23 protein-coding genes and 1 tRNA gene are annotated in these 16,801 nt (G+C 65.6%); 4 read left to right on the top strand and 20 right to left on the bottom strand.

Annotation, left to right across the window (positions count from 1 at the left end):
* Positions 1–47: 47 nt before the first annotated feature.
* From AWC24_RS23250 to AWC24_RS02455, 19 genes are all read right to left on the bottom strand, one after another.
* Positions 48–692, bottom strand: a complete 645-nt coding sequence (locus tag AWC24_RS23250) for a PGRS repeat-containing protein (protein ID WP_163705509.1) — start codon at positions 690–692, stop codon at positions 48–50.
* A 646-nt stretch (positions 693–1,338) separates the two neighbouring features.
* Positions 1,339–1,932: an NYN domain-containing protein gene (locus AWC24_RS02520; protein ID WP_163705511.1), complete on the bottom strand. Its 594-nt coding sequence runs from the start codon at positions 1,930–1,932 to the stop codon at positions 1,339–1,341.
* A gap of 417 nt (positions 1,933–2,349) precedes the next feature.
* Complete coding sequence (locus AWC24_RS02515; RefSeq protein ID WP_085081919.1) at positions 2,350–3,753, bottom strand: terminase large subunit domain-containing protein; 1,404 nt, start codon at positions 3,751–3,753, stop codon at positions 2,350–2,352.
* A complete protein-coding gene (locus AWC24_RS02510) occupies positions 3,753–3,992 on the bottom strand; it encodes a hypothetical protein (RefSeq protein WP_234807230.1) in 240 nt (79 codons plus the stop codon). The genes AWC24_RS02515 and AWC24_RS02510 overlap by 1 nt, the downstream gene beginning before the upstream one ends.
* 169 nt (positions 3,993–4,161) lie before the next feature.
* On the bottom strand, positions 4,162–4,578 hold the full coding sequence (locus AWC24_RS02505) for an HNH endonuclease signature motif containing protein (protein ID WP_085081917.1): 417 nt from the start codon (positions 4,576–4,578) through the stop codon (positions 4,162–4,164).
* A 133-nt stretch (positions 4,579–4,711) separates the two neighbouring features.
* On the bottom strand, positions 4,712–6,484 hold the full coding sequence (locus AWC24_RS02500; RefSeq protein ID WP_085081916.1) for a Gp37-like protein: 1,773 nt from the start codon (positions 6,482–6,484) through the stop codon (positions 4,712–4,714).
* A gap of 18 nt (positions 6,485–6,502) precedes the next feature.
* The gene (locus AWC24_RS02495; RefSeq protein WP_085081915.1) at positions 6,503–7,192 is read right to left on the bottom strand and encodes a hypothetical protein; all 690 of its coding nucleotides are present in this window, start codon (positions 7,190–7,192) and stop codon (positions 6,503–6,505) included.
* On the bottom strand, positions 7,179–7,616 hold the full coding sequence (locus AWC24_RS22335) for a helix-turn-helix domain-containing protein (protein WP_163705513.1): 438 nt from the start codon (positions 7,614–7,616) through the stop codon (positions 7,179–7,181). The genes AWC24_RS02495 and AWC24_RS22335 overlap by 14 nt, the downstream gene beginning before the upstream one ends.
* Positions 7,613–7,885 (bottom strand): hypothetical protein, encoded by a 273-nt coding sequence (locus AWC24_RS22330; RefSeq protein WP_163705514.1) that lies wholly within the window; start codon positions 7,883–7,885, stop codon positions 7,613–7,615. Before AWC24_RS22330 ends, AWC24_RS22335 begins: the two co-directional genes overlap by 4 nt.
* Positions 7,882–8,295 carry a hypothetical protein gene (locus AWC24_RS02485; RefSeq protein WP_234807229.1) on the bottom strand — a complete coding sequence of 138 codons (414 nt, stop codon included), beginning with the start codon at positions 8,293–8,295 and terminating at the stop codon, positions 7,882–7,884. Before AWC24_RS02485 ends, AWC24_RS22330 begins: the two co-directional genes overlap by 4 nt.
* Entirely contained in the window at positions 8,292–8,975 is a 684-nt protein-coding gene (locus AWC24_RS02480) for a DUF2637 domain-containing protein (RefSeq protein WP_234807228.1), read from the bottom strand. The genes AWC24_RS02485 and AWC24_RS02480 overlap by 4 nt, the downstream gene beginning before the upstream one ends.
* Positions 8,972–9,193, bottom strand: coding sequence for a zinc finger domain-containing protein (locus AWC24_RS22060; RefSeq protein ID WP_133055687.1), 222 nt, complete (start codon positions 9,191–9,193; stop codon positions 8,972–8,974). Before AWC24_RS22060 ends, AWC24_RS02480 begins: the two co-directional genes overlap by 4 nt.
* Positions 9,190–10,968 (bottom strand): hypothetical protein, encoded by a 1,779-nt coding sequence (locus AWC24_RS02475; RefSeq protein WP_133055686.1) that lies wholly within the window; start codon positions 10,966–10,968, stop codon positions 9,190–9,192. Before AWC24_RS02475 ends, AWC24_RS22060 begins: the two co-directional genes overlap by 4 nt.
* The gene (locus AWC24_RS02470) at positions 10,965–11,270 is read right to left on the bottom strand and encodes a DUF2742 domain-containing protein (RefSeq protein WP_085081912.1); all 306 of its coding nucleotides are present in this window, start codon (positions 11,268–11,270) and stop codon (positions 10,965–10,967) included. The genes AWC24_RS02475 and AWC24_RS02470 overlap by 4 nt, the downstream gene beginning before the upstream one ends.
* A complete protein-coding gene (locus tag AWC24_RS23470; RefSeq protein ID WP_220096839.1) occupies positions 11,263–11,445 on the bottom strand; it encodes a DUF6011 domain-containing protein in 183 nt (60 codons plus the stop codon). Before AWC24_RS23470 ends, AWC24_RS02470 begins: the two co-directional genes overlap by 8 nt.
* Positions 11,442–12,152: a hypothetical protein gene (locus tag AWC24_RS02465; RefSeq protein WP_133055685.1), complete on the bottom strand. Its 711-nt coding sequence runs from the start codon at positions 12,150–12,152 to the stop codon at positions 11,442–11,444. The genes AWC24_RS23470 and AWC24_RS02465 overlap by 4 nt, the downstream gene beginning before the upstream one ends.
* Positions 12,152–12,517, bottom strand: a complete 366-nt coding sequence (locus AWC24_RS02460) for a hypothetical protein (protein WP_085081910.1) — start codon at positions 12,515–12,517, stop codon at positions 12,152–12,154. Before AWC24_RS02460 ends, AWC24_RS02465 begins: the two co-directional genes overlap by 1 nt.
* Entirely contained in the window at positions 12,507–12,656 is a 150-nt protein-coding gene (locus AWC24_RS22325) for a hypothetical protein (RefSeq protein WP_163705516.1), read from the bottom strand. The genes AWC24_RS02460 and AWC24_RS22325 overlap by 11 nt, the downstream gene beginning before the upstream one ends.
* Complete coding sequence (locus AWC24_RS02455; protein ID WP_085081909.1) at positions 12,657–12,836, bottom strand: hypothetical protein; 180 nt, start codon at positions 12,834–12,836, stop codon at positions 12,657–12,659.
* 104 nt (positions 12,837–12,940) lie between these two features.
* On the opposite strand from AWC24_RS02455, the gene AWC24_RS02450 reads away from it, so the two are divergent.
* Positions 12,941–13,495 carry a hypothetical protein gene (locus AWC24_RS02450; protein ID WP_133055684.1) on the top strand — a complete coding sequence of 185 codons (555 nt, stop codon included), beginning with the start codon at positions 12,941–12,943 and terminating at the stop codon, positions 13,493–13,495.
* A 64-nt stretch (positions 13,496–13,559) separates the two neighbouring features.
* Positions 13,560–14,675, top strand: coding sequence for a tyrosine-type recombinase/integrase (locus AWC24_RS02445; protein WP_234807227.1), 1,116 nt, complete (start codon positions 13,560–13,562; stop codon positions 14,673–14,675).
* Between the two features lie 68 nt (positions 14,676–14,743).
* Here the strand turns inward: AWC24_RS02445 and AWC24_RS02440 are convergent.
* Positions 14,744–14,817: transfer RNA gene (locus AWC24_RS02440), tRNA-Gly, on the bottom strand.
* Between the two features lie 154 nt (positions 14,818–14,971).
* Between AWC24_RS02440 and dcd the strand changes: the two genes are divergently transcribed.
* Both dcd and AWC24_RS02430 read left to right on the top strand, forming a co-directional pair.
* The gene (gene dcd, locus AWC24_RS02435; protein ID WP_085081906.1) at positions 14,972–15,544 is read left to right on the top strand and encodes a dCTP deaminase; all 573 of its coding nucleotides are present in this window, start codon (positions 14,972–14,974) and stop codon (positions 15,542–15,544) included.
* A gap of 111 nt (positions 15,545–15,655) precedes the next feature.
* A partial coding sequence (locus AWC24_RS02430; RefSeq protein ID WP_133055683.1) for a DUF7159 family protein occupies positions 15,656–16,801 on the top strand: 1,146 nt, incomplete at its 3' end.

The following is a 16,801-nucleotide window of genomic DNA, read 5'->3' as shown; positions in this document are numbered from 1 at the left end:
CAGCGTGGAGCCGATCGCGGAAATCTCCCGGCTCCAGACCTGCCGGCCTACCCGGTCGCGCCGGGGCTCCCGTCGTTTCCGTACAACCAACCGCCCTGACCACCGGGACCGCCGTCACCCCCATCACCGCCGTCACCGCCGTTGCCGAAGTAGGCGACAGTGCCACCGGGGCCACCGTCGGCACCGTCGACGCCCTCACCGCCGGCACCGCCATTACCGAAGTACGCCGCGCCACCGGCACCGCCAACACCCGAAGCGGAAGTACCGCCGTCACCGCCGTCCCCCCACCACAACCCGCCGGGCTCGCCGGCGGCCGCTGCCACAGTGCCGCCGTCGTAACCGTCGGCGCCATCGCCGATCAGCATGTGCCCGTTTCCGAACCATTCGTTGACCGTATGGCTGAAGACCATCCAGAAGTCGGCCTGGATCATCTTCAGCAGGTAGATCCATGGTTCGGCCCAGTCGTCCCAAGAAGCGTCCGACGGCGACACCGCGCTACCCGGCAGACCGTCCAGGTCCCAGCTCGCCGGGGCCAACCAGTTCACGGCATCCGACGCGCCACCGTCATCGGCCGGGACCCAGGCGGACACGTCGAACACGTCCGCGATCCAACCGAACTCGTCGGCCTGGGCCGGGGCTAACGGCATCACGCCGAACGTCAGGAACGTCCCCAGCGACGCCGCGGCCCCCACCGCTCGATTCCGCCGGCGCGACCGTGGTTGCGCAGTGCCCCTATCGATGCTCCCCCGATTAGCCATGCCCCCGTTTCCCTTCTTTGCCCTGTCCCGGGCCGATCGACTTTCCGAACACGTCGAGAACCCCGGCGCTTAGGTGGCTCTAAGGTATGACGGCGGCAACTTCTTGTCAATGAAAACGCAGATTGTCAGCCGTTTATCCTGATATTGGGTGGGATAGATGACTCCTAGTGTGATCTATTCCGAATCGGGCCACTTCAAGATCGGCTCGAGCGGGGCGCTGGTCCGGAAAGGTCATCGCCATGATCGCTCGCAACAGTTCCGCTGCCCGGGCGTCAAGCTCAGCGGGACCTCAGCTAGGCGGCGGGTGACCGCCGTCCGCGCCGGTCGGTGATCCGCGGCCGAGGAGGGAGTCGCCGTGCCCGTCGCACGGGTCTGACCTGCTCAGACGTGGAGCCGATGACGGGAATCGAACCCGCGTATTCAGCTTGGGAATACGGTCGGAACCGTCTGTTGCGATAGTTGTGGGTACGTGAAACCTGTTGATCAGCAACGATACGTGTAGCCGAGTCCGCATGGATACCGCTCAATGCGGGGGACTTGTGACCCTGACGTGACCCGCGGGGGCTTACTGCGGACGCACTTAGTACTGCTTCGGATCTTTGCAGCTCGTGTACTCAGCTCCACTGAGCGTGGTGCACCAAAGCTGTCGACCGGCTGGAAGTCGGAGCCGGCTGGTGTTACTCCAGCCCGCAACCTCAATCTGGACCTTCGCGAGGTCGTTTGCCATCTCAAGTGCTGGGACAAGGTCTGTGTCTCTTGAAACGAGGATGAGTGTGTCGGCCGCCGAAGTCAGCGCGCAGCGCACAAAGTCAATGGCCAGCTTGACGTCGACGCCCTTCTCTTTGGCCTTGTCTGTGGGCCAGTTACGCGGGTAGCGGAGGGTACGCGTGCTGACCTTGACCCGTCGATCACGGGACCACTCCGCGGTCTGCGCCTTATTCCGGGACGCCGGGGTGGGTTCCTTGGCTGAGCCTGGCTGGCCGCGATAGACGTAGATGTTCTGGACGACCCCGCCTCGCCCATACAGAAGACGACGCTTCATGAGGACATCGACAAACCTGCCCGGATGGATCAAGTAGGTGTGGGGTGGCGTCCCCGGAGGCGCGAAAGCTTCGCCGGCCGATAGGTGGAGGTTCTGGTAGTCAATGAAGACATCCACCACTGGATCTGTCACCGGAGCCACCCTGTTCAGATATTAAAAGCCCCGCCAGGCCCGGAGGACGGCGGGGAGCTACATACGCAAAGATAGGCAAGCGCAGCAGGACTGTCAACTACCCCGAACCAAGGGCTACTCCCTAGCCCAGCCTTACGTGACCTGCATAAACGCCCCCAGGATCGCTCACGACGCACCAAAGCGCCGGACCGGTCGCCCTCACCCGCCTCGCCGGGTTCTCGTCGACGAGCGCGTCTTATAGGCGGGTCAAAATACATGCTCTGTCGGCGTTGTCGAGCATCCGAAGAATCACACTGATGTACTTGTGGCTTAAGTCATATCTAAGGCTCTTCGTGCGGCGTTTCCGGGGGCCTATGGCCGTTGGGGACCCCACCGGCCATAGGCTGGCCCCGTCGGGAAAAAAGAAAAAAGCGGTTGCTACGCGAACCCCGAACCGCCGCCAGAGCGTTTCTTGCGGGCACCGGATGCGCCGAGCAGGGCCAGGGTGGAAGCGACCAGCGGGTGAATCCGGCACGTTGCGTCCCGACGATCCCAACCCCAGCCACCGGCGTCTCCGATGGGGCGTTTCTGCGCTCCCAGCACCGCATCAGTGAGCGAGTCCTGCCCGCGATGCGACAGGGTGCCCGCCTTCAGTCGCGTCTCGAACATGCCGCAGCCCTTGGCCATGTCCCGCGCTGTCGACCTGGTGGCCTTGATGCGGCGTGCTTTCAGCTCGGGGATCATCTGCGCGGCCGGCGACAGGTCGTCGATGACGATGGGCGTGCGTCTGTTGGCCACCTCGACGATGTAGTCGACCGCCGCCGACGTGTCAGAGCCGGCAAACAGTTCCTCAACATGTACCGAGCCATCCTCGCGAGCCCAGCAGCCGATGACCGAGATGTCCAGGCCGTGTGACATGTCCACGCCGAGGGCAGTCGGCGGCTCATCAACGGATGCGCCGAGCAGAGCGCCCCAGGCGGCGTCGCTGATGATGGCGGGCTGGCGCGCTGCGACCGGCGCCCACATTGACAGGCGTTCGGCCTGGAACTGGCCCTCGGGCAGGATCGCCCGGTCGTCGGTGATGGCCTGCACCGGAACACGTCCCGCCGCGACAGCCGGGTTGACCCGTATCCACATCTGTTGGTCGTCGATGTCGTGGCCCCATTCGGCGCACCATTCCCACCACGCCAGGCGCGGGTTGAGTCCGTCGTGTGCGCTGGCGCGCATCGTGGTGAACGCCAACGCATCGTGGGTCAGTCCCGGTGCCGTGCCGAAGTAGAGCGACTGTGCGCGCGGTCGGGAGAACACCGTGGGGGCCAGCGCCCCGACTTCCGGGGCCGGGAGGTCTTCAGCCTCATCGACCACCAGGCGATCCACTGATAGGCCGCGGCCGGCCGAGGCCGATCTGGTGGTGAACGCGATCCGCGCCCCGGTGTCCAGCTCGACGTACTCCGCACCGATCATCTGCGAATGCCGCCGTACCCGAGTGGCGAGATCGTCGTGATTCTGGATCACCGACCACAGTCGCCGAAACGCATCCGATGAGGTCTTGACCGCGTGCGCGGTGTGCAGGATGTTCTCGCCCAGCTCGAAGAGCCCGAACAGCTCGACGGCCAGCAGGATCTGTCCTTTGCCGTTCTGCCGGGACACCACCAGGCCGGCTTGCGATGCCGACCACGCACCACCGGACTCACGCAGCAGTTCGCGCACGATGTCGGCCTGCCAGGCGTCCAGGGGGATGCCGTAGGCCGCAGCCAGCTCCACGCAATCCTCGCCGGTGGCCTCATCACCGTCCGGGACGCGGGTGAACGTCGGCTCGGTGGTGACGGTCGGAGCCTTCATTACGCACCCCGCTTGCGACGACGGGCAGCGATCTCGTCCAGCTTCGATGTTCCTGCCGCCGGGGTGACCGCAGCCAGCGCCGTGATGGTCTGGCGGTACTCCCGACCGAGGGAAGCCAGATCACGCGGTGAGGTTTCCGGGTCTGTGATCACGGCCTCCAGGCGGTCGCGCAGGGCCTCCAGGCGGGCACGATCAGCACCCACGGACTGCATGTTTATGCGGTTACTGCCTTGGGTCATTTGGGGTCTCCAGAGTTATCCCTATGCCACGAGCCGGAACCCGGGGACCGGTCAGGGGTCACCCCCCACCCCTTGAGGCTCTGACCTGTGGGTATGCGTCGGTTAAGCCTCTGGCCTGCGGTAATGGGCGGGGACGTGTATGCGGTGGTGTGAATATTCATGCAGGTCATCACCATCGGCGTGCGGTCTCGAAGGTGACGCCGGGACGTGGGTGGTGGGTGCCGTTGCATCGGGTGCAGAGTTGGCCGGCGGGTGCGCAGGCGGGTGTCATTGAGAAGCGTGGATTCACATACGTAGGGCGCTTGATGACGACGCCGTAGTGGGCAGCCGCGGCGATGGTGATCGAGTCGATGCGGTCGCTGCGTTGCCGGTTGCAATACCGATGTGCTGCGGCGCAGTTCTCGGGCTCGTACTCCGGGCCACCGTTGGCAACTTGCCACAGGTGGTCGACCTGGAAGGCACGCGGGTGCAGGTGGTGTGCCTCGTAGGCGATGGCCTCACCGCAGATGTGGCAGGGATTGCCCTGTGCGCGGAGCTGGGCGCGTAGGCGCTTGGCCTTGGCGTCGTTGGGACGGGCTCTCACCATTGCCTGCGGGCCTCCTGTCTGTGGTTGGTGGCGGCGCGGCTCCAGGTACCGCGCCGCCACCGTGTGCCGGCCGTCGCTCAAGGAAAGGAGTTAAAACCCGAAGCGGCACGTCGGCGGTCTGTGGAGTCATCGGTCAGTACAAATCGTTCGATCCGAACAGTGTGCCGACGGCCGACCACATGGTCTGCAACGTCCGCACCGCCTGACCTAGCGGATCTTCCTGCTCGGTGTCGGTGCCGATGGTGATCTCGAAAGTCTTCGGCGTGTCCTGGTCGTAATGCATTCTTACGGCATTGACTTGGTCGGTGTAGAGCAGGCCGTCGATCTCGAACAGGCAGCGCGTACCAAGGTCGAAGTCGTAGTAGATCGAGTAAGGGCGCCGATTCCAGATGGAGACCTTGAACGCCTGATACGGGCGGGTCTTCCAGTGTCCTTGGCGCATCGTCAGCGCCGAGGAGATCGTGTAAGCGGTGCCGCCACCCTCCTGCGTGAAGTACTCCAGGTAACCCATGTCGCCGCTGGAGATCTCGCGCAGCGGGTCGGTGTGGCGCATGAACGCAAGCAGCATGTTGTCGAGTTGGCCCTGGTAGATCTCCTCAAGGCCGGAGCCGACCGGCGCGGGGCCGGTGTTTTCACCCAGTCCGTAGGCGTGGACTACCTGCATCTGACTCAGACCGAACTTGATTCCCCAGGTCTGCAACTGGTTAATAAAGCCGGGCGACTTGCCCCCCACCAGGATTGACTTAGCTTTGGACTTGAACACCGCCCGCTCGCTGGTCTTGATCGGTGATGTCGGCGTGCTGTCCCGGAACACGATGCTGGGCAGTATCGGCGCGATGCCAAGGAAGTCGCGAACGTAGGGCGGCACGTTTTTGCCCGTCCGCGGGTCAATCGCGTCAGCGTCGCGGAACTCGTAGAGGAGTTCGCTGATCAGGTCATCCGCGGTAGCCGCAACGAGATTGACGGCCCCGTCCACTGCTGTCCCGGTCAACCCGGTCACGCCCGACTGGTCCTCGACAGCGAGCACGATGCAGGCCCGCGACGGCCGTGCCGCCTCCTGTCCAATGAGGTCGGCCAGCTCGGGGTGTGGGGAGTCCTCATCCTCAGGAAGCCACGTGTAAGCGCGCACGTTGCAGCCCGCATCCTTGAGCAAGCCCGCGGTGGTGTCGTGCGCCGGGGACCAGCGGGTGGCGATCACCGAGAAGCGGGACGTGTCGGTCAGCGGATTGACGAACTGCATCTGAATCGGCCAGTTCAGCGGCGACCACAGGCGGCCGTCCGACAGGGGCTTGACCCACGCGCCGGGGTTCACGAAGTTGTCGATGATCCCCAGTGGCGGCCAGAAGATCCGGGCCAAGTTCACAAACCCCGTGACCGCCGTAATGGTCCGCGTGTTGCCGGGCAGCACCCACGCCTTGAGGGGCTGAAACTCCGGGGCAAACCAGGGCGTGGCCGCGAAATACAGGTGCTTCCAGTGCTCCCGATTCTCGGCCACGTCGAAATGCAGCTCATGCAAACCGGCCTCGGTACGCACGTTGCGCACGGCCGTCACCTTGCAGCCGTACCGCCACCGCCAGTTCCGCTTGTTCGGGTAGGGGTCGATGGTGACATTCAGGTCATCGTTGGCGCGGACATCGCTACGCAGGAAGCGGTTGAGCCAGTTCGATCCGCGCACGACAATGGAACCCGTGCCGGTGTCGTGAAGCCGCTGCTCGACATCGACGGACTTCTCGCCGCCGATACGGCCGATGAACTTCATGTCCTTGTCCCACAACCGGATCAGCGGACGTGCGCGGCCCTCGGCATCCTTGACCATCCGCTTGGCGTGGGCGTACCGGTAGGCGGAGATCGGGGCGGTCAGCGGGTCGGGGACGCCACCCTCGCCGACGGGGGGAAATTTGAACATGGGGTAATCCCGGCGTTTCTAGAAGGCCACCCCGACCGATCCAGGCCGGTATGCCTTCCCCCTGGTGGGCGCGCTGGGTTGTGTGGGTGGGGTTTCCGCCAACTTCTCCAGCCGCCGGCCGACGTCGTCGCCGGTAAGGGCGCCAGGTGCTGTGGCGCGGAGGGCATCGGTCAGCTCGGGTGGCATTGTCGGTGTTCCGACCGAGAAAACGATGCCGACGGCGGCGCTGAAGTTCCCGCCGCTGGGCAATTCGTTCAGTTCCGCCAGGACGTCGGCCTGTCCGGTGTCGGCAGCGTAGGTCGCGGCGAGGTCTGGCTGACCCTGGCTGTAGGCGCGGCTGGCGAGGGCCCGCGCCATCATGTCATCACCCAGGTTGCTGGCCTGGGTGAAGAGGCGGCCGAGCTCGTCGGGGTCGGTGATCTTGGCGGCGCGATCCTGGGCATCCCTGAACACCAGCGTGGTCGTCGGGTCGGCGTCGGCAGGAAGGCCAAACAATTTCTTCGCGAGCCCGCGGCGAGCGGTGTCACTGGTGGTCACGAACTCATCCCGAAGATCGACGGCCTTCTGGCGGTGCTCAACGATGGCCTTGGCGATCTCGTGAATCTGGCCCTCGCGGCTGAAGTTCGCATTGCCGGCGATCGTGTCGACCTGCGCTTGCAGGTCGGCGCGGATGGCTTGGACCCTGGCTTTGGCTTCATCCAATTTCATTGGGGTTTCTCCTATTTCCGGCGGTCTGTGTGATGGCCCGGACGTGGTGGGCGTGTATCAGCCACCGGCCGCCGTGACGGGTAGCGGGCACTCGTCCGTTGGCGATCCACTTGCGGATGCAGCGGTCGGTCACGCTGAGTTGCGCTGCGGCTTGGCTGGTTGTCCACAGTTCTGATTCTTGCGAATCATCTTGTGCGGCAGCTATTTTTGTTCCGATACCGGAACGGTGTTGTAGGGCAGCGAGGTGCAGGGCAGCCAGGATCTCGTAGGCGACGGGATCGGTGGTGCGCAGGTTGATGCGGCGGTCGGCGGTCAGTCCGGCCTGGGATTCGAGCCAGTGCGCGATGCGAGGGGGAACGCTGACCGACCCGTCCGGTCCGACGCGGCGGGCGATCCGTTGGGACCAATCGTCTACCGGGCTCACGACTCCCACTCGATCAGCACCAGCTCGGCGTCCGGGTACTCCTGCTCGCACCAGTAGCCAAGGACGGCCACCAATCCCACATGCCCGTGGGCGCCAGCCTCTTTGACACGGCGCGCCCCGGCTTGGTGCCACTCTTTCGGATATTCCATCCCCGGGGTGATGGCATCCTCCGGGACGCCGAACAACAAGGACCGGCCGATGGTGCACAGGAGCAGATCGCCGGTCTCGGTGACGGTGGCGCGGACGATAATCCTTTGCGGCGAAGTCACGATGCCTCCTCGGCTGGGCGTCCACGCTTGGCCGGGATGCGGCCGGCGATGACACCGGACGGTTTCTTGCGGGCGGGTAGGGCGCTGTACCAGCGTTCGCAGGACGCCAACGCTGGGCAGACCTTGCACAAGCCGAGCGCTTGCTGGTGGCGCTGATCCGCAACGTCTTGGGGTTCATCGGGGCCGCGCTCGTCAAAGAGGTGTGATCGGTTGCGGCAGCGGGCGCCGGGAAGTGCGGGGGCGCCTGCCAGGACGGCGGACAGCACCTCGACCACCGGGTCGGCGGAGGTGTCCGGGCGGACACGGGGCGCCTGCGGCCGGTCCTTGTGCCAGCGTTGGGCGTAGTGCTTGGAGCACAGGCCCATTGCGCGGGACGGGGTGGTGCATTCGGCGACGGAGCAGAGGGTCATGTGGCCTCCTGGAGCTGGTGGTCGATGATTCGTTGGACAGTCGTGTAGCCGACTTTGAGGGTGCGTTGGATGGTGGACGGTGCGGTGCCGGCGGCGTGGGCTTCGAGTACCTGGGCGACCCGTTCGGGGGCGATGCGCACCACGCCTTGCCTGACGATGCGGTGCGCGGCGTTCAGGTGTGCATCGGCGTGCGTGGCGTTGTGCACCGTGTTGTGCACCTCGACATGCACCGGCGGTTGCGTGTCCGCGTGATGCGCAGCGGCGTGCACCTGCGCTGCGGATTGGCTGTTGAGCGCCAGGAGCGCGATCGTGCTTGCGGTCATGCCCAAGTCGATGATGAGGGGCACGATCCACGCTATGGCGGGGTCGATGCTCGCCTGGGTGAGCGCCAGATCGCGCAGGGCGACGAAGTTGACCGCGAACGCGCCGGCGGCGAGCAGGCCTGCGGCGGCCAGTGCACAGCGGTATACGGAGCCGGTGATCTGGGCTTGCACCAGGGCGTGCACGCCGTATGTGGCGCACAGTTGGATCGCAACGACGACGGTTGCGAGGGCCGAGGCGATCACAGGCGAGCGTGCGTCCCCGAGCATGGCGTGCGCGACGACGCCGCAGACCGACACCGCGGCCGCGCCGATCAGCCAGGCCCAGAAGAACCGGCGGGCGGCCTGGTGGGCGTTCACGATGCCTCAGTTGGTCGGCGGGGCTCGGAGAAATCGACCGGTGTGGAGCCGGTGGACGGCGTCAGGTCAGCGGCGGCGATCCTGTCGACGCACGGCACCTTGCTCACGCGACCATCTGGCTTGGCGCACGGCTGGCCTGCCGTGGCGCCGCAGTGGGGGCAGGTGATCTCCCCGGCGTGGGTGTCGGTGTAGGCGGCCATGACCGCGCGGCCCGTCACGCGGTGCCCTCCTCGGTGTCAGCACCCGCAGGCCTAATGCGCCATATGGTCGCCCGCGAGTCGGCGGGATCGACCACGGGCGTAATGCGACCCGACCTACTGATGGCTTGTACGGCTGCGTCCCAGGTGTGCCCGGCCGCCGTAGCTGCCTCCCTGAAGCGCGCCTTGTCGATGATGCCGGTGTTTGCCGACAGGGAGTCGAGGTAGTCGTGCACCCACTGCGCGGCGGGCTTGTATCCGGTCTTCTGGCCGGTGATGCTGTAGATCTTCGAGCGCCCTTCGCTGCCAACGAGGACCATGTCCGGGTTCCGGTCTATGGCCTGCCCTATGTTGCTTTTTAAGTACCCGGCTGCCCGGAGGTGGGAGTACACAGCAACCGTTGTGACGGTGGTTTGGCTGGCTTCGCGTAGCTCTGCAATGTACTGGGCGAGCTCGCTAGCGCACGACACCTTGGGCCGCTCGGTTTCGTGCGACCTGCGGGAATCCAGTTCAGTAACCGTGGCGGGGTGGTCACGGGTGACCTCGTTGGTCACCCTTCCTGAACTGGCCTTTTGGGGGGTGACCTCCTTGGTCACGGGTGACCCGATTCGGTACCTCACACTGTTGTGCTCTCCCGGCCGCATCGACACAATTCCGTCGGCTTCCAGCAAAGCAATAGCTTGGTCGAATAGCTCCCGTTTCTCCCGCTTGCCCAGGCGCCGCCGGAGATCTCCGCCGGCCTGTTCTCCGTCGCGATCGAGCATCCGCATGATGCTGCGCTTGACGGTCTCCAGGCGGCTGGCATCGTAGAAGTCCTCACCGACAGCCCGGGCAACTGCCCGGTCCCGAATCTTTGCCCGGGCGGCCTGGCGGTCGTACTCGATCACCGCGTCTCGGGTGGCATCGGACTTGGCCATGATGACCTCCGACAGCGCCCAGTCGCTCCCGGAAATGACCGACCGGTGATCGAGGATCGCCAGCGCGGCGGCGACCTTGAGTCGAGTCAGGGTGCGGTGTCCGTCGATGGCGTCGAGCTCTCCCCGCTGGTTGGCCAGCAGGCCCTCTGCGACGTACTCCGAGATGTCCGGGGTGCCGTACTGGATGAGCACCTGCTGGTCCGCCAGCGCCCATGCCGGCAGCTTCGTGTCCAGCGCCCGGTCGGGCTCAGGTCCCGGGGTGTCCGGGATGGAGGGATCAGTGACCGATCCCCACACCAGTCGCTGTGGCGTGCCGCCAGATACGTCGTCGAGAAGAACTCCGCAGTGACCGAACTGTGCACTGATGGACAGGGCTAGCCGGTATGAGTCGGCTGGCACGGCGCGGGTGGTGGCCGCGGAGGCACCCTTGCTCCCCAGGCGGTCGCCGGTCAGTGCCGCTTTGATTGCCGCCCTGGTGTTGTTGCCCTGCCCTGCATTGAGAGCGGTCAGGTGATCAATCTCTGAGACGGTGATCAGCGCGCGGGTGATCCGGTCCTCGGGGTTCTTCTGCTCCTTGAACAGCTCGGCGATGCCCTGCCCGGAACCGAGGCCTTCTTCGTGGATGTCGGCGGGCCAGACAACGCGAGCCAGCTTGTCGGTGACACCCTTGCCGGAACCGGACCTGCCGACGAGCACGATGCCCATGTTCAGTGACGCTGGGGCCGGTGGACCGGGTAGCATCACGCGATGGCTGGTCGACACGCTCACCCGCAGCAGCACCGCAAGTAGCAATGCCCAGGGGGCTACGTACCGGGCACGAGCCCATTGGTGAATTAGGTTGAGTTGGTCGGTGGCCGACCAGAATTCGTCGTCAGTCAAGATGCTCTCCTGGGTATGTATGCGGGGCCGCGCCCGCTGCGGATCAGGCGGGCGACCACGGGCCAGTCCTCGGCCGCGGCAATGGCTTTGGATGCCTCGGCGGCAGCCTCCTGGGCGATCTCGCACCGCAAGACGAAGTGCTCACCGCCCACGGCAAGAGCCGCGAGCTTGCGCGGGTCGCCGTCCGCGAGGGCGCACCATCTCGGCGTGCCGGCCGCGGGCAGGTCACCAAGGTTCGACTTGGCCAGGTATTCGGTCAGGAACTGGTGGGTGGGCCACCACGCGACCTGGCGGCTATGCATGGACGCCCTCCGCCTGTGCACATCGAGGACCGATTCCGGCCATTACGCTGCGAGGGTCCGTCAGCCAAGATCCACATGCTCGGCACCGCACCGCGATCCGCCACTCCGGGATGTCAGCGGGGACACCGGCCCGCGTGGGGCCGGCTCCCTCTACCTTGGTCGTCTTCACAGTCATTCGGACGCACCAACCTGGGCCGCCCTGAGCGCCGCTATGAGGTCTTCCACGTGGGCGTCCGGCAGACGGTCCGCGTCGGACCAATGCGCCAGGGCACACGCGAGCAGGAGTTTGAGGTGTTGCCGCCGCGTAGCCATCCGCTCCTCATTTGCCACCCGGTAGCAGTCGGGACAATCCATTTCCACCCACCAACCGCCGGTCTCGGGGTCCTCGTATTCCTGGTCGAAGCGCACCGGATCGGGCTGCAACAGCTCGTCGCCGCCGCGGGTCCTGGACTTCTCCGGGAGCTTCTGGACCTCACCGCAGAAGGTGATGACGGTGGTCCGGCCGGCCTTGCGTGCCGCTTGCGCGTCGGAGGTCGCCCACAAGTGATTCATGAGCGGATTAGGTTGACGGCCTTGGCGGTACGCCTCACGGATCTGGTGGCGGGTTGCGGTGTATGCATCGCCGTAGGGGTCTTTGCCGCCGAGTGCTATCCGCGTGATCCGCTCGGCGTGGTCCCGGTGCGGGTCGCCTTCCCGGTGGAGGATGGCGTGGCGGGTGATCTCCCCGCAATTCGCGCACTTAAGGTCACCGAGTTCGCGGTGCCAGTTCGGGTCGACCGGACTGCACAGCCAATAGTTCTCGCGCTGGCGGTTCCGGGCTTGGCGGCAGGTGCGGACTTCGCCGCAGGTGCAGCAGAGGGCCTGGCGGATCTTCGCGCTCATCACTTCACCGCCTGAGCGTCGAGGACGCGGTGTAGTGAGGCGAGGCCGAGGGGGACCGTCTCGGCGAGTCGGGCGATGAAGTCGATCCGGTCGGCCAGCTTGCCGGACTGTTCCGGCCACATGTCCGCGATCCGCTCGGCGGCCACCGCGGCGTCGACTGCCTTGCGGTGGGCGTCCACAACGGCGGCGATCAACGAATTGCAGCGGGGGCCGTGTACTCCGATCGAGCTGCAGCAGCGGCGGTAGGTGCTGTCGACCGGGTTCAGACCGCGATCCACGTCGTCGGCGGGATCAGCCAGGACGTAGGGAATCGGCGCACGGTCATCACGACCGTCCGTGCTGATGGGATGCGGGTTAGACTTCATAGCGAACTGCCTTTCTGCTGGTGATGCGGTGGTGGGTGTTCTTTTGAAGGGCCTCGGTTGCAGCCGGGGCCTTTCGCATATCCGGGGTCAGGTCGTCGTCGACCAGCCCCAGGTCTTCGTGCTGCGGGTAGTCGCGCATCTATGCCGCATCCCCGCCTTGTTGCTCCAGGCGCTGGATGTAGTCGTCGATCTGGCGGTCGGTGCTGAACCGAAGTTTTCCGATCTTCACCGAGCCCAGCTCGCCCGCTGCCCAGAGGCCGAACACGGTCGATCGGCTGATGTCGCCGAGGCGTGCGGCCGTCGCTTGCCAGTCGTTCACCGTCTCTCCCTTGCTGTTGTGTGATGAACACGTATATCTGCGTGTTCTGTGTTCATTTCTAACATTAGTTGGCATTGAACACAAGTGCTGTCAGACTGTGTTTTGTGGACACATGGGAATTGGGGCATGCCCACCAGGTCGGCCGGATGGTGCAGCGATTACGCAAGCCGCGGTCTGCTCAGTGGCTTGCCGATCGGACGGCTGAACTCGGTCTAAAGATGACCAGGCAGGCGATAGCCGATCTAGAGAACGGCCGGCGGCGCTACATCACGACAGCCGAACTGTTCGTTATCGCATTTGCGCTTGGCACATCCCCGGCCATGCTGCTTTTCGGGCACGCGCTGGTAGACGGCGAAGTTGAGGTTCTCCCGAACTTAAAGACATCAGCAATCCATGCAGCGCAATGGTTTTCAGGGGAGCAACCGCTGCTCTTGATTGATGTTGTGGGGGGGTACTCGGAAAATAACCGTGCCCTGGCAGATGGGCGTGAGCTGGAAGATTACCGGAGGCCTCTCGTGACGACAGCGCGCAGTGATGCTGATCCAGAGGCGTGGGAAGCGTGGAAGCGCATGGTTGTTGAGCGCGTCAGAGCGCGCGAGGCCGTCGAGGACCGGCTACGCGCCTCCGGTCTTATCGTCTCGGATGACGACGATGCCTAGACAGCAGCTCCCCCCGCAGATCCGCAAGATCGAAGTCCTTGACAGGCGCACCGGGAAAACCGTTGTGCGATACAGGGTTAAGGTCGACGTCGGCACACACCCGGTCACCGGAAAGCGTCAGCAGGCGAAGCGGCACTGCATCACCGAAGCGGATGCCCGGCGGTTGCTGTCGGAACTACAAGGCAAAGTCGCTACGGGAAGCTACGTATCCCCCTCGAAGATCACCGTCGACCAGATGTGCGCCGACTACATCGCCGGCCGCCACAACCTCCGCGAATCATCGCTGGCCAAGCTGGCCTACGACCTGGCACCACTGCGGGAACAACTCGGTGATCTCCGGGTGCAGAAACTCGCCAAGGCGGACCTCGACCGGCTCGTCACGGACCTGATGGCAGGCGGCACCGTCACCGCGAAAGGCAACACTCGGCGGCCCTGGTCGGCGGTCGCGGTCAACAAGGTGATCTCCACCGTCGACCAAGTGCTCACCGACGCAATGCAGCAGGGCATCGTGCCTAGGAACGTCGCGGCGTCCATCGCCCGGGTGTCGAGTGTCCACAAGGACGTGGAGACGTTCACCGCGGCCGAGGTAGGGCAGTTGCGGGCGAAGTTCGCTGACGACCGTCTCGGGCACGCCTGGGAACTGGCGCTGTACGGGCTGCGGCGGGGTGAGATAGGCGGCCTACGGTGGTCGGATATCGACCTCAAGGCGAAGATCCTGACGGTGGTGAACAACCGAGTCGATGCCGGCGGTACGGCGGTAGAGAACGACCCGAAGTCCCACGCCTCCCGGCGCACGCTGCCGTTGCCGGATCGGCTGGTGAAGGTGCTCAAGGCCGCTAAGAAGCGTCAGGCCGCCGAGCGGCTGCTGATCGGGAAGCACTACGGCACCGGAGCGTATGTCGCCTGCAATGAAGCGGGGGAGCCATATCACCCGCAAGTGCTATCGAGGTACTGGCGGGACGCGGTGAGTAGCGCCGGGGTGCGGCATATCAAGTTGCACGGCGGTCGTCATACGGCGGCCACGCTGATGCACCTGGACGGGGTGCCGGTAGCGGTGATTGCTGCCTGGATCGGGCACTCCGATCCGACCCTGACGCTGCGGGTGTACGCACATTCCCAGGACGATGCGCTCAAGTTGGCTGGCGCCGCGCTGGATGGTCCGAACAAGAGTTCTGGATGAGTTGTGACCTTTGGTGACCCTGACGGGCCTGATCGAACGGGGTCGAACAGCGTTTCCGCTGCTCAACGTGGAGCCGATGACGGGAATCGAACCCGCGTATTCAGCTTGGGAAGCTGATGTTCTGCCATTGAACTACATCGGCATCGGTGCGCTAGCAGGCTAGCACCTGCGACCTCGCCGTCAGGCAACGATGGTGGTCGAGAGCGCGGAATCGTCGGCTGAACCGCCGAAAAGCCGACCAAACCGCACAGTCGGCGCTGCGGGCGGCGCGCCAGCCGAGCGGATACGCTCATTCGGTGCTGCTCTCCGACCGTGATCTGCGGGCCGAAATCGCCCTCGGCCGACTCGCCATCGACCCCTTCGATGACGCACTGGTCCAGCCGTCCAGCGTGGACGTCCGCCTCGACAACCTGTTCCGGGTGTTCAACAACACCCGTTACACCCACATCGATCCCGCCAAGCAGCAGGACGAGCTGACCACCCTGGTCGAGCCCAAAGCCGGCGAGCCGTTCGTGCTGCACCCCGGCGAGTTCGTGCTGGGCTCCACCCTGGAGTGCTGCACGCTGCCCGACGATCTGGCCGGCCGGCTGGAGGGCAAGTCGAGCCTGGGCCGGCTGGGCCTGCTGACCCACTCCACCGCGGGATTCATCGATCCGGGCTTCTCCGGGCACATCACCCTGGAGCTGTCCAACGTGGCGAATCTGCCGATCACGTTGTGGCCGGGGATGAAGATCGGCCAGCTGTGTCTGCTGCGGCTGACGAGTCCGGCGGAGCACCCTTACGGCAGCACGCGCGTAGGGTCGAAATATCAGGGCCAGCGCGGGCCGACGCCGTCCCGCTCGTACCAGAACTTCATCCAGTCCGGTTAGCCCTTCGGCTGTGACGGCCGTCGCGCGGCTGGGATGAAGCCGGTATCTGCTGGGCCTGCGGGGGTGCGGCCCTCAAGTACTGGCCGAGCAGCAGCGGGGTGGAGGTTATCGGTGGACATCGTTCTCGGGGTGTCGGTTGCGCCCTCGACGGTCCGCATGGTCCTGGTGGAAGGCGAATGCGCCGACGGGGTCACGGTCGAGCACGACGACTTCGAGGTTGGCGCCGACACCCAGAGTGCCCAGGAGCGGGTGGTGTCGGCGATCCTCGGCACCCGTGAAGGCGCTCGCGAGGGCGGCTATCAGCTCAGTTCGACCGGGGTGACCTGGAGCGACCCGGCGGAAGCCGCTGCGCTGCGCGAGGCCCTGATAGGGCACAAGGTCGAGAACGTGATGCTGGTCTCGGCGTTTCTGGCCGCCGCCGCGCTGGCTCAGGCGGTGGGCAGCGCGACCCGCTACCAGCGCACCGCCCTGCTGTTCGTCGAACCCGACGCCGCCACCCTGGCGGTGGTCAACTCCGATGACGGCGCGATCACCGAGGTCCACCGCCAGCCGCTGTCGCGTGATGACGACAGCGCGGTCGGCGAGCTGACCGAACTGGTTGCCGGCGCCCAACAGCTCGAGTCGCGTCCCGACGGGCTGTTCGTGGTGGGATCGGGCGGCGTCAATGTCGCGATGATCAAACCGGAGCTGGACAAGGCCAGTCCACTGCCGGTCAGCGCGCCCGAGGAGCCCGACATGGCGCTGGCCCGTGGTGCGGCGCTGGCCAGCGCGCACGCCCCGCTGTTCGTGTCCTCCACCCGGGCCGTGGCCTGGGCGCAGGACCCCGGCACCGGCTCGCTGGACCCGGCGCTGGTCAGCTCCGGATACGCCTACGTCCCGGCCGAGGCGGTCGACTACAACGCCACCGCCGACATCGAGCCGCTGGCCTACAGCGCGCTCCCGGACTACACCGACAGCGGCTACTTGCCGTCGGGCATGCAGCGCGTCGTCGACCAGCCGGAACTCGTCGACTCTCGGCTGCTGGACTTCAGCACCGGACTCCAGCAGCGTGAACGCAAGCCGATGCTGGTGACCGGCGGCGTCGCGGCGCTGTTCGTGGTCGGGGTGTTGACGTTGGCGATCGCGCTGGCGGTGGGCATGCGGGCCGCCAACCACCACGGCCCCGATGTGCGCGCCAATATCGTCACCCAGAAGCCGTCGCCGCCCAAGGCCGCCGTCCCCCCGCCGGCCCCGCCACCGTCGGCGCCGCCCGTGCCG

It is taken from the genome of Mycolicibacter senuensis (assembly GCF_002101885.1).
Lineage (GTDB): Bacteria > Actinomycetota > Actinomycetes > Mycobacteriales > Mycobacteriaceae > Mycobacterium > Mycobacterium senuense.
Note: the sequence above shows the minus strand (reverse complement) of the source record. Positions and strands in the feature narration are given on the sequence as shown.

Coding starts and splice junctions, on each gene's coding strand:
- AWC24_RS02465 (WP_133055685.1), bottom strand. CDS start 12,152: ATGAGCGCGAAGATCCGCCAGGCCCTCTGCTGCACCTGCGGCGAAGTC.
- AWC24_RS02495 (WP_085081915.1), bottom strand. CDS start 7,192: ATGAAATTGGATGAAGCCAAAGCCAGGGTCCAAGCCATCCGCGCCGAC.
- AWC24_RS22325 (WP_163705516.1), bottom strand. CDS start 12,656: ATGCGCGACTACCCGCAGCACGAAGACCTGGGGCTGGTCGACGACGAC.
- AWC24_RS02505 (WP_085081917.1), bottom strand. CDS start 4,578: ATGGTGAGAGCCCGTCCCAACGACGCCAAGGCCAAGCGCCTACGCGCC.
- AWC24_RS02500 (WP_085081916.1), bottom strand. CDS start 6,484: ATGTTCAAATTTCCCCCCGTCGGCGAGGGTGGCGTCCCCGACCCGCTG.
- AWC24_RS23470 (WP_220096839.1), bottom strand. CDS start 11,445: ATGACTGTGAAGACGACCAAGGTAGAGGGAGCCGGCCCCACGCGGGCC.
- AWC24_RS02460 (WP_085081910.1), bottom strand. CDS start 12,517: ATGAAGTCTAACCCGCATCCCATCAGCACGGACGGTCGTGATGACCGT.
- AWC24_RS02510 (WP_234807230.1), bottom strand. CDS start 3,992: ATGACCCAAGGCAGTAACCGCATAAACATGCAGTCCGTGGGTGCTGAT.
- AWC24_RS02485 (WP_234807229.1), bottom strand. CDS start 8,295: ATGACCCTCTGCTCCGTCGCCGAATGCACCACCCCGTCCCGCGCAATG.
- AWC24_RS02515 (WP_085081919.1), bottom strand. CDS start 3,753: ATGAAGGCTCCGACCGTCACCACCGAGCCGACGTTCACCCGCGTCCCG.
- AWC24_RS02470 (WP_085081912.1), bottom strand. CDS start 11,270: ATGCATAGCCGCCAGGTCGCGTGGTGGCCCACCCACCAGTTCCTGACC.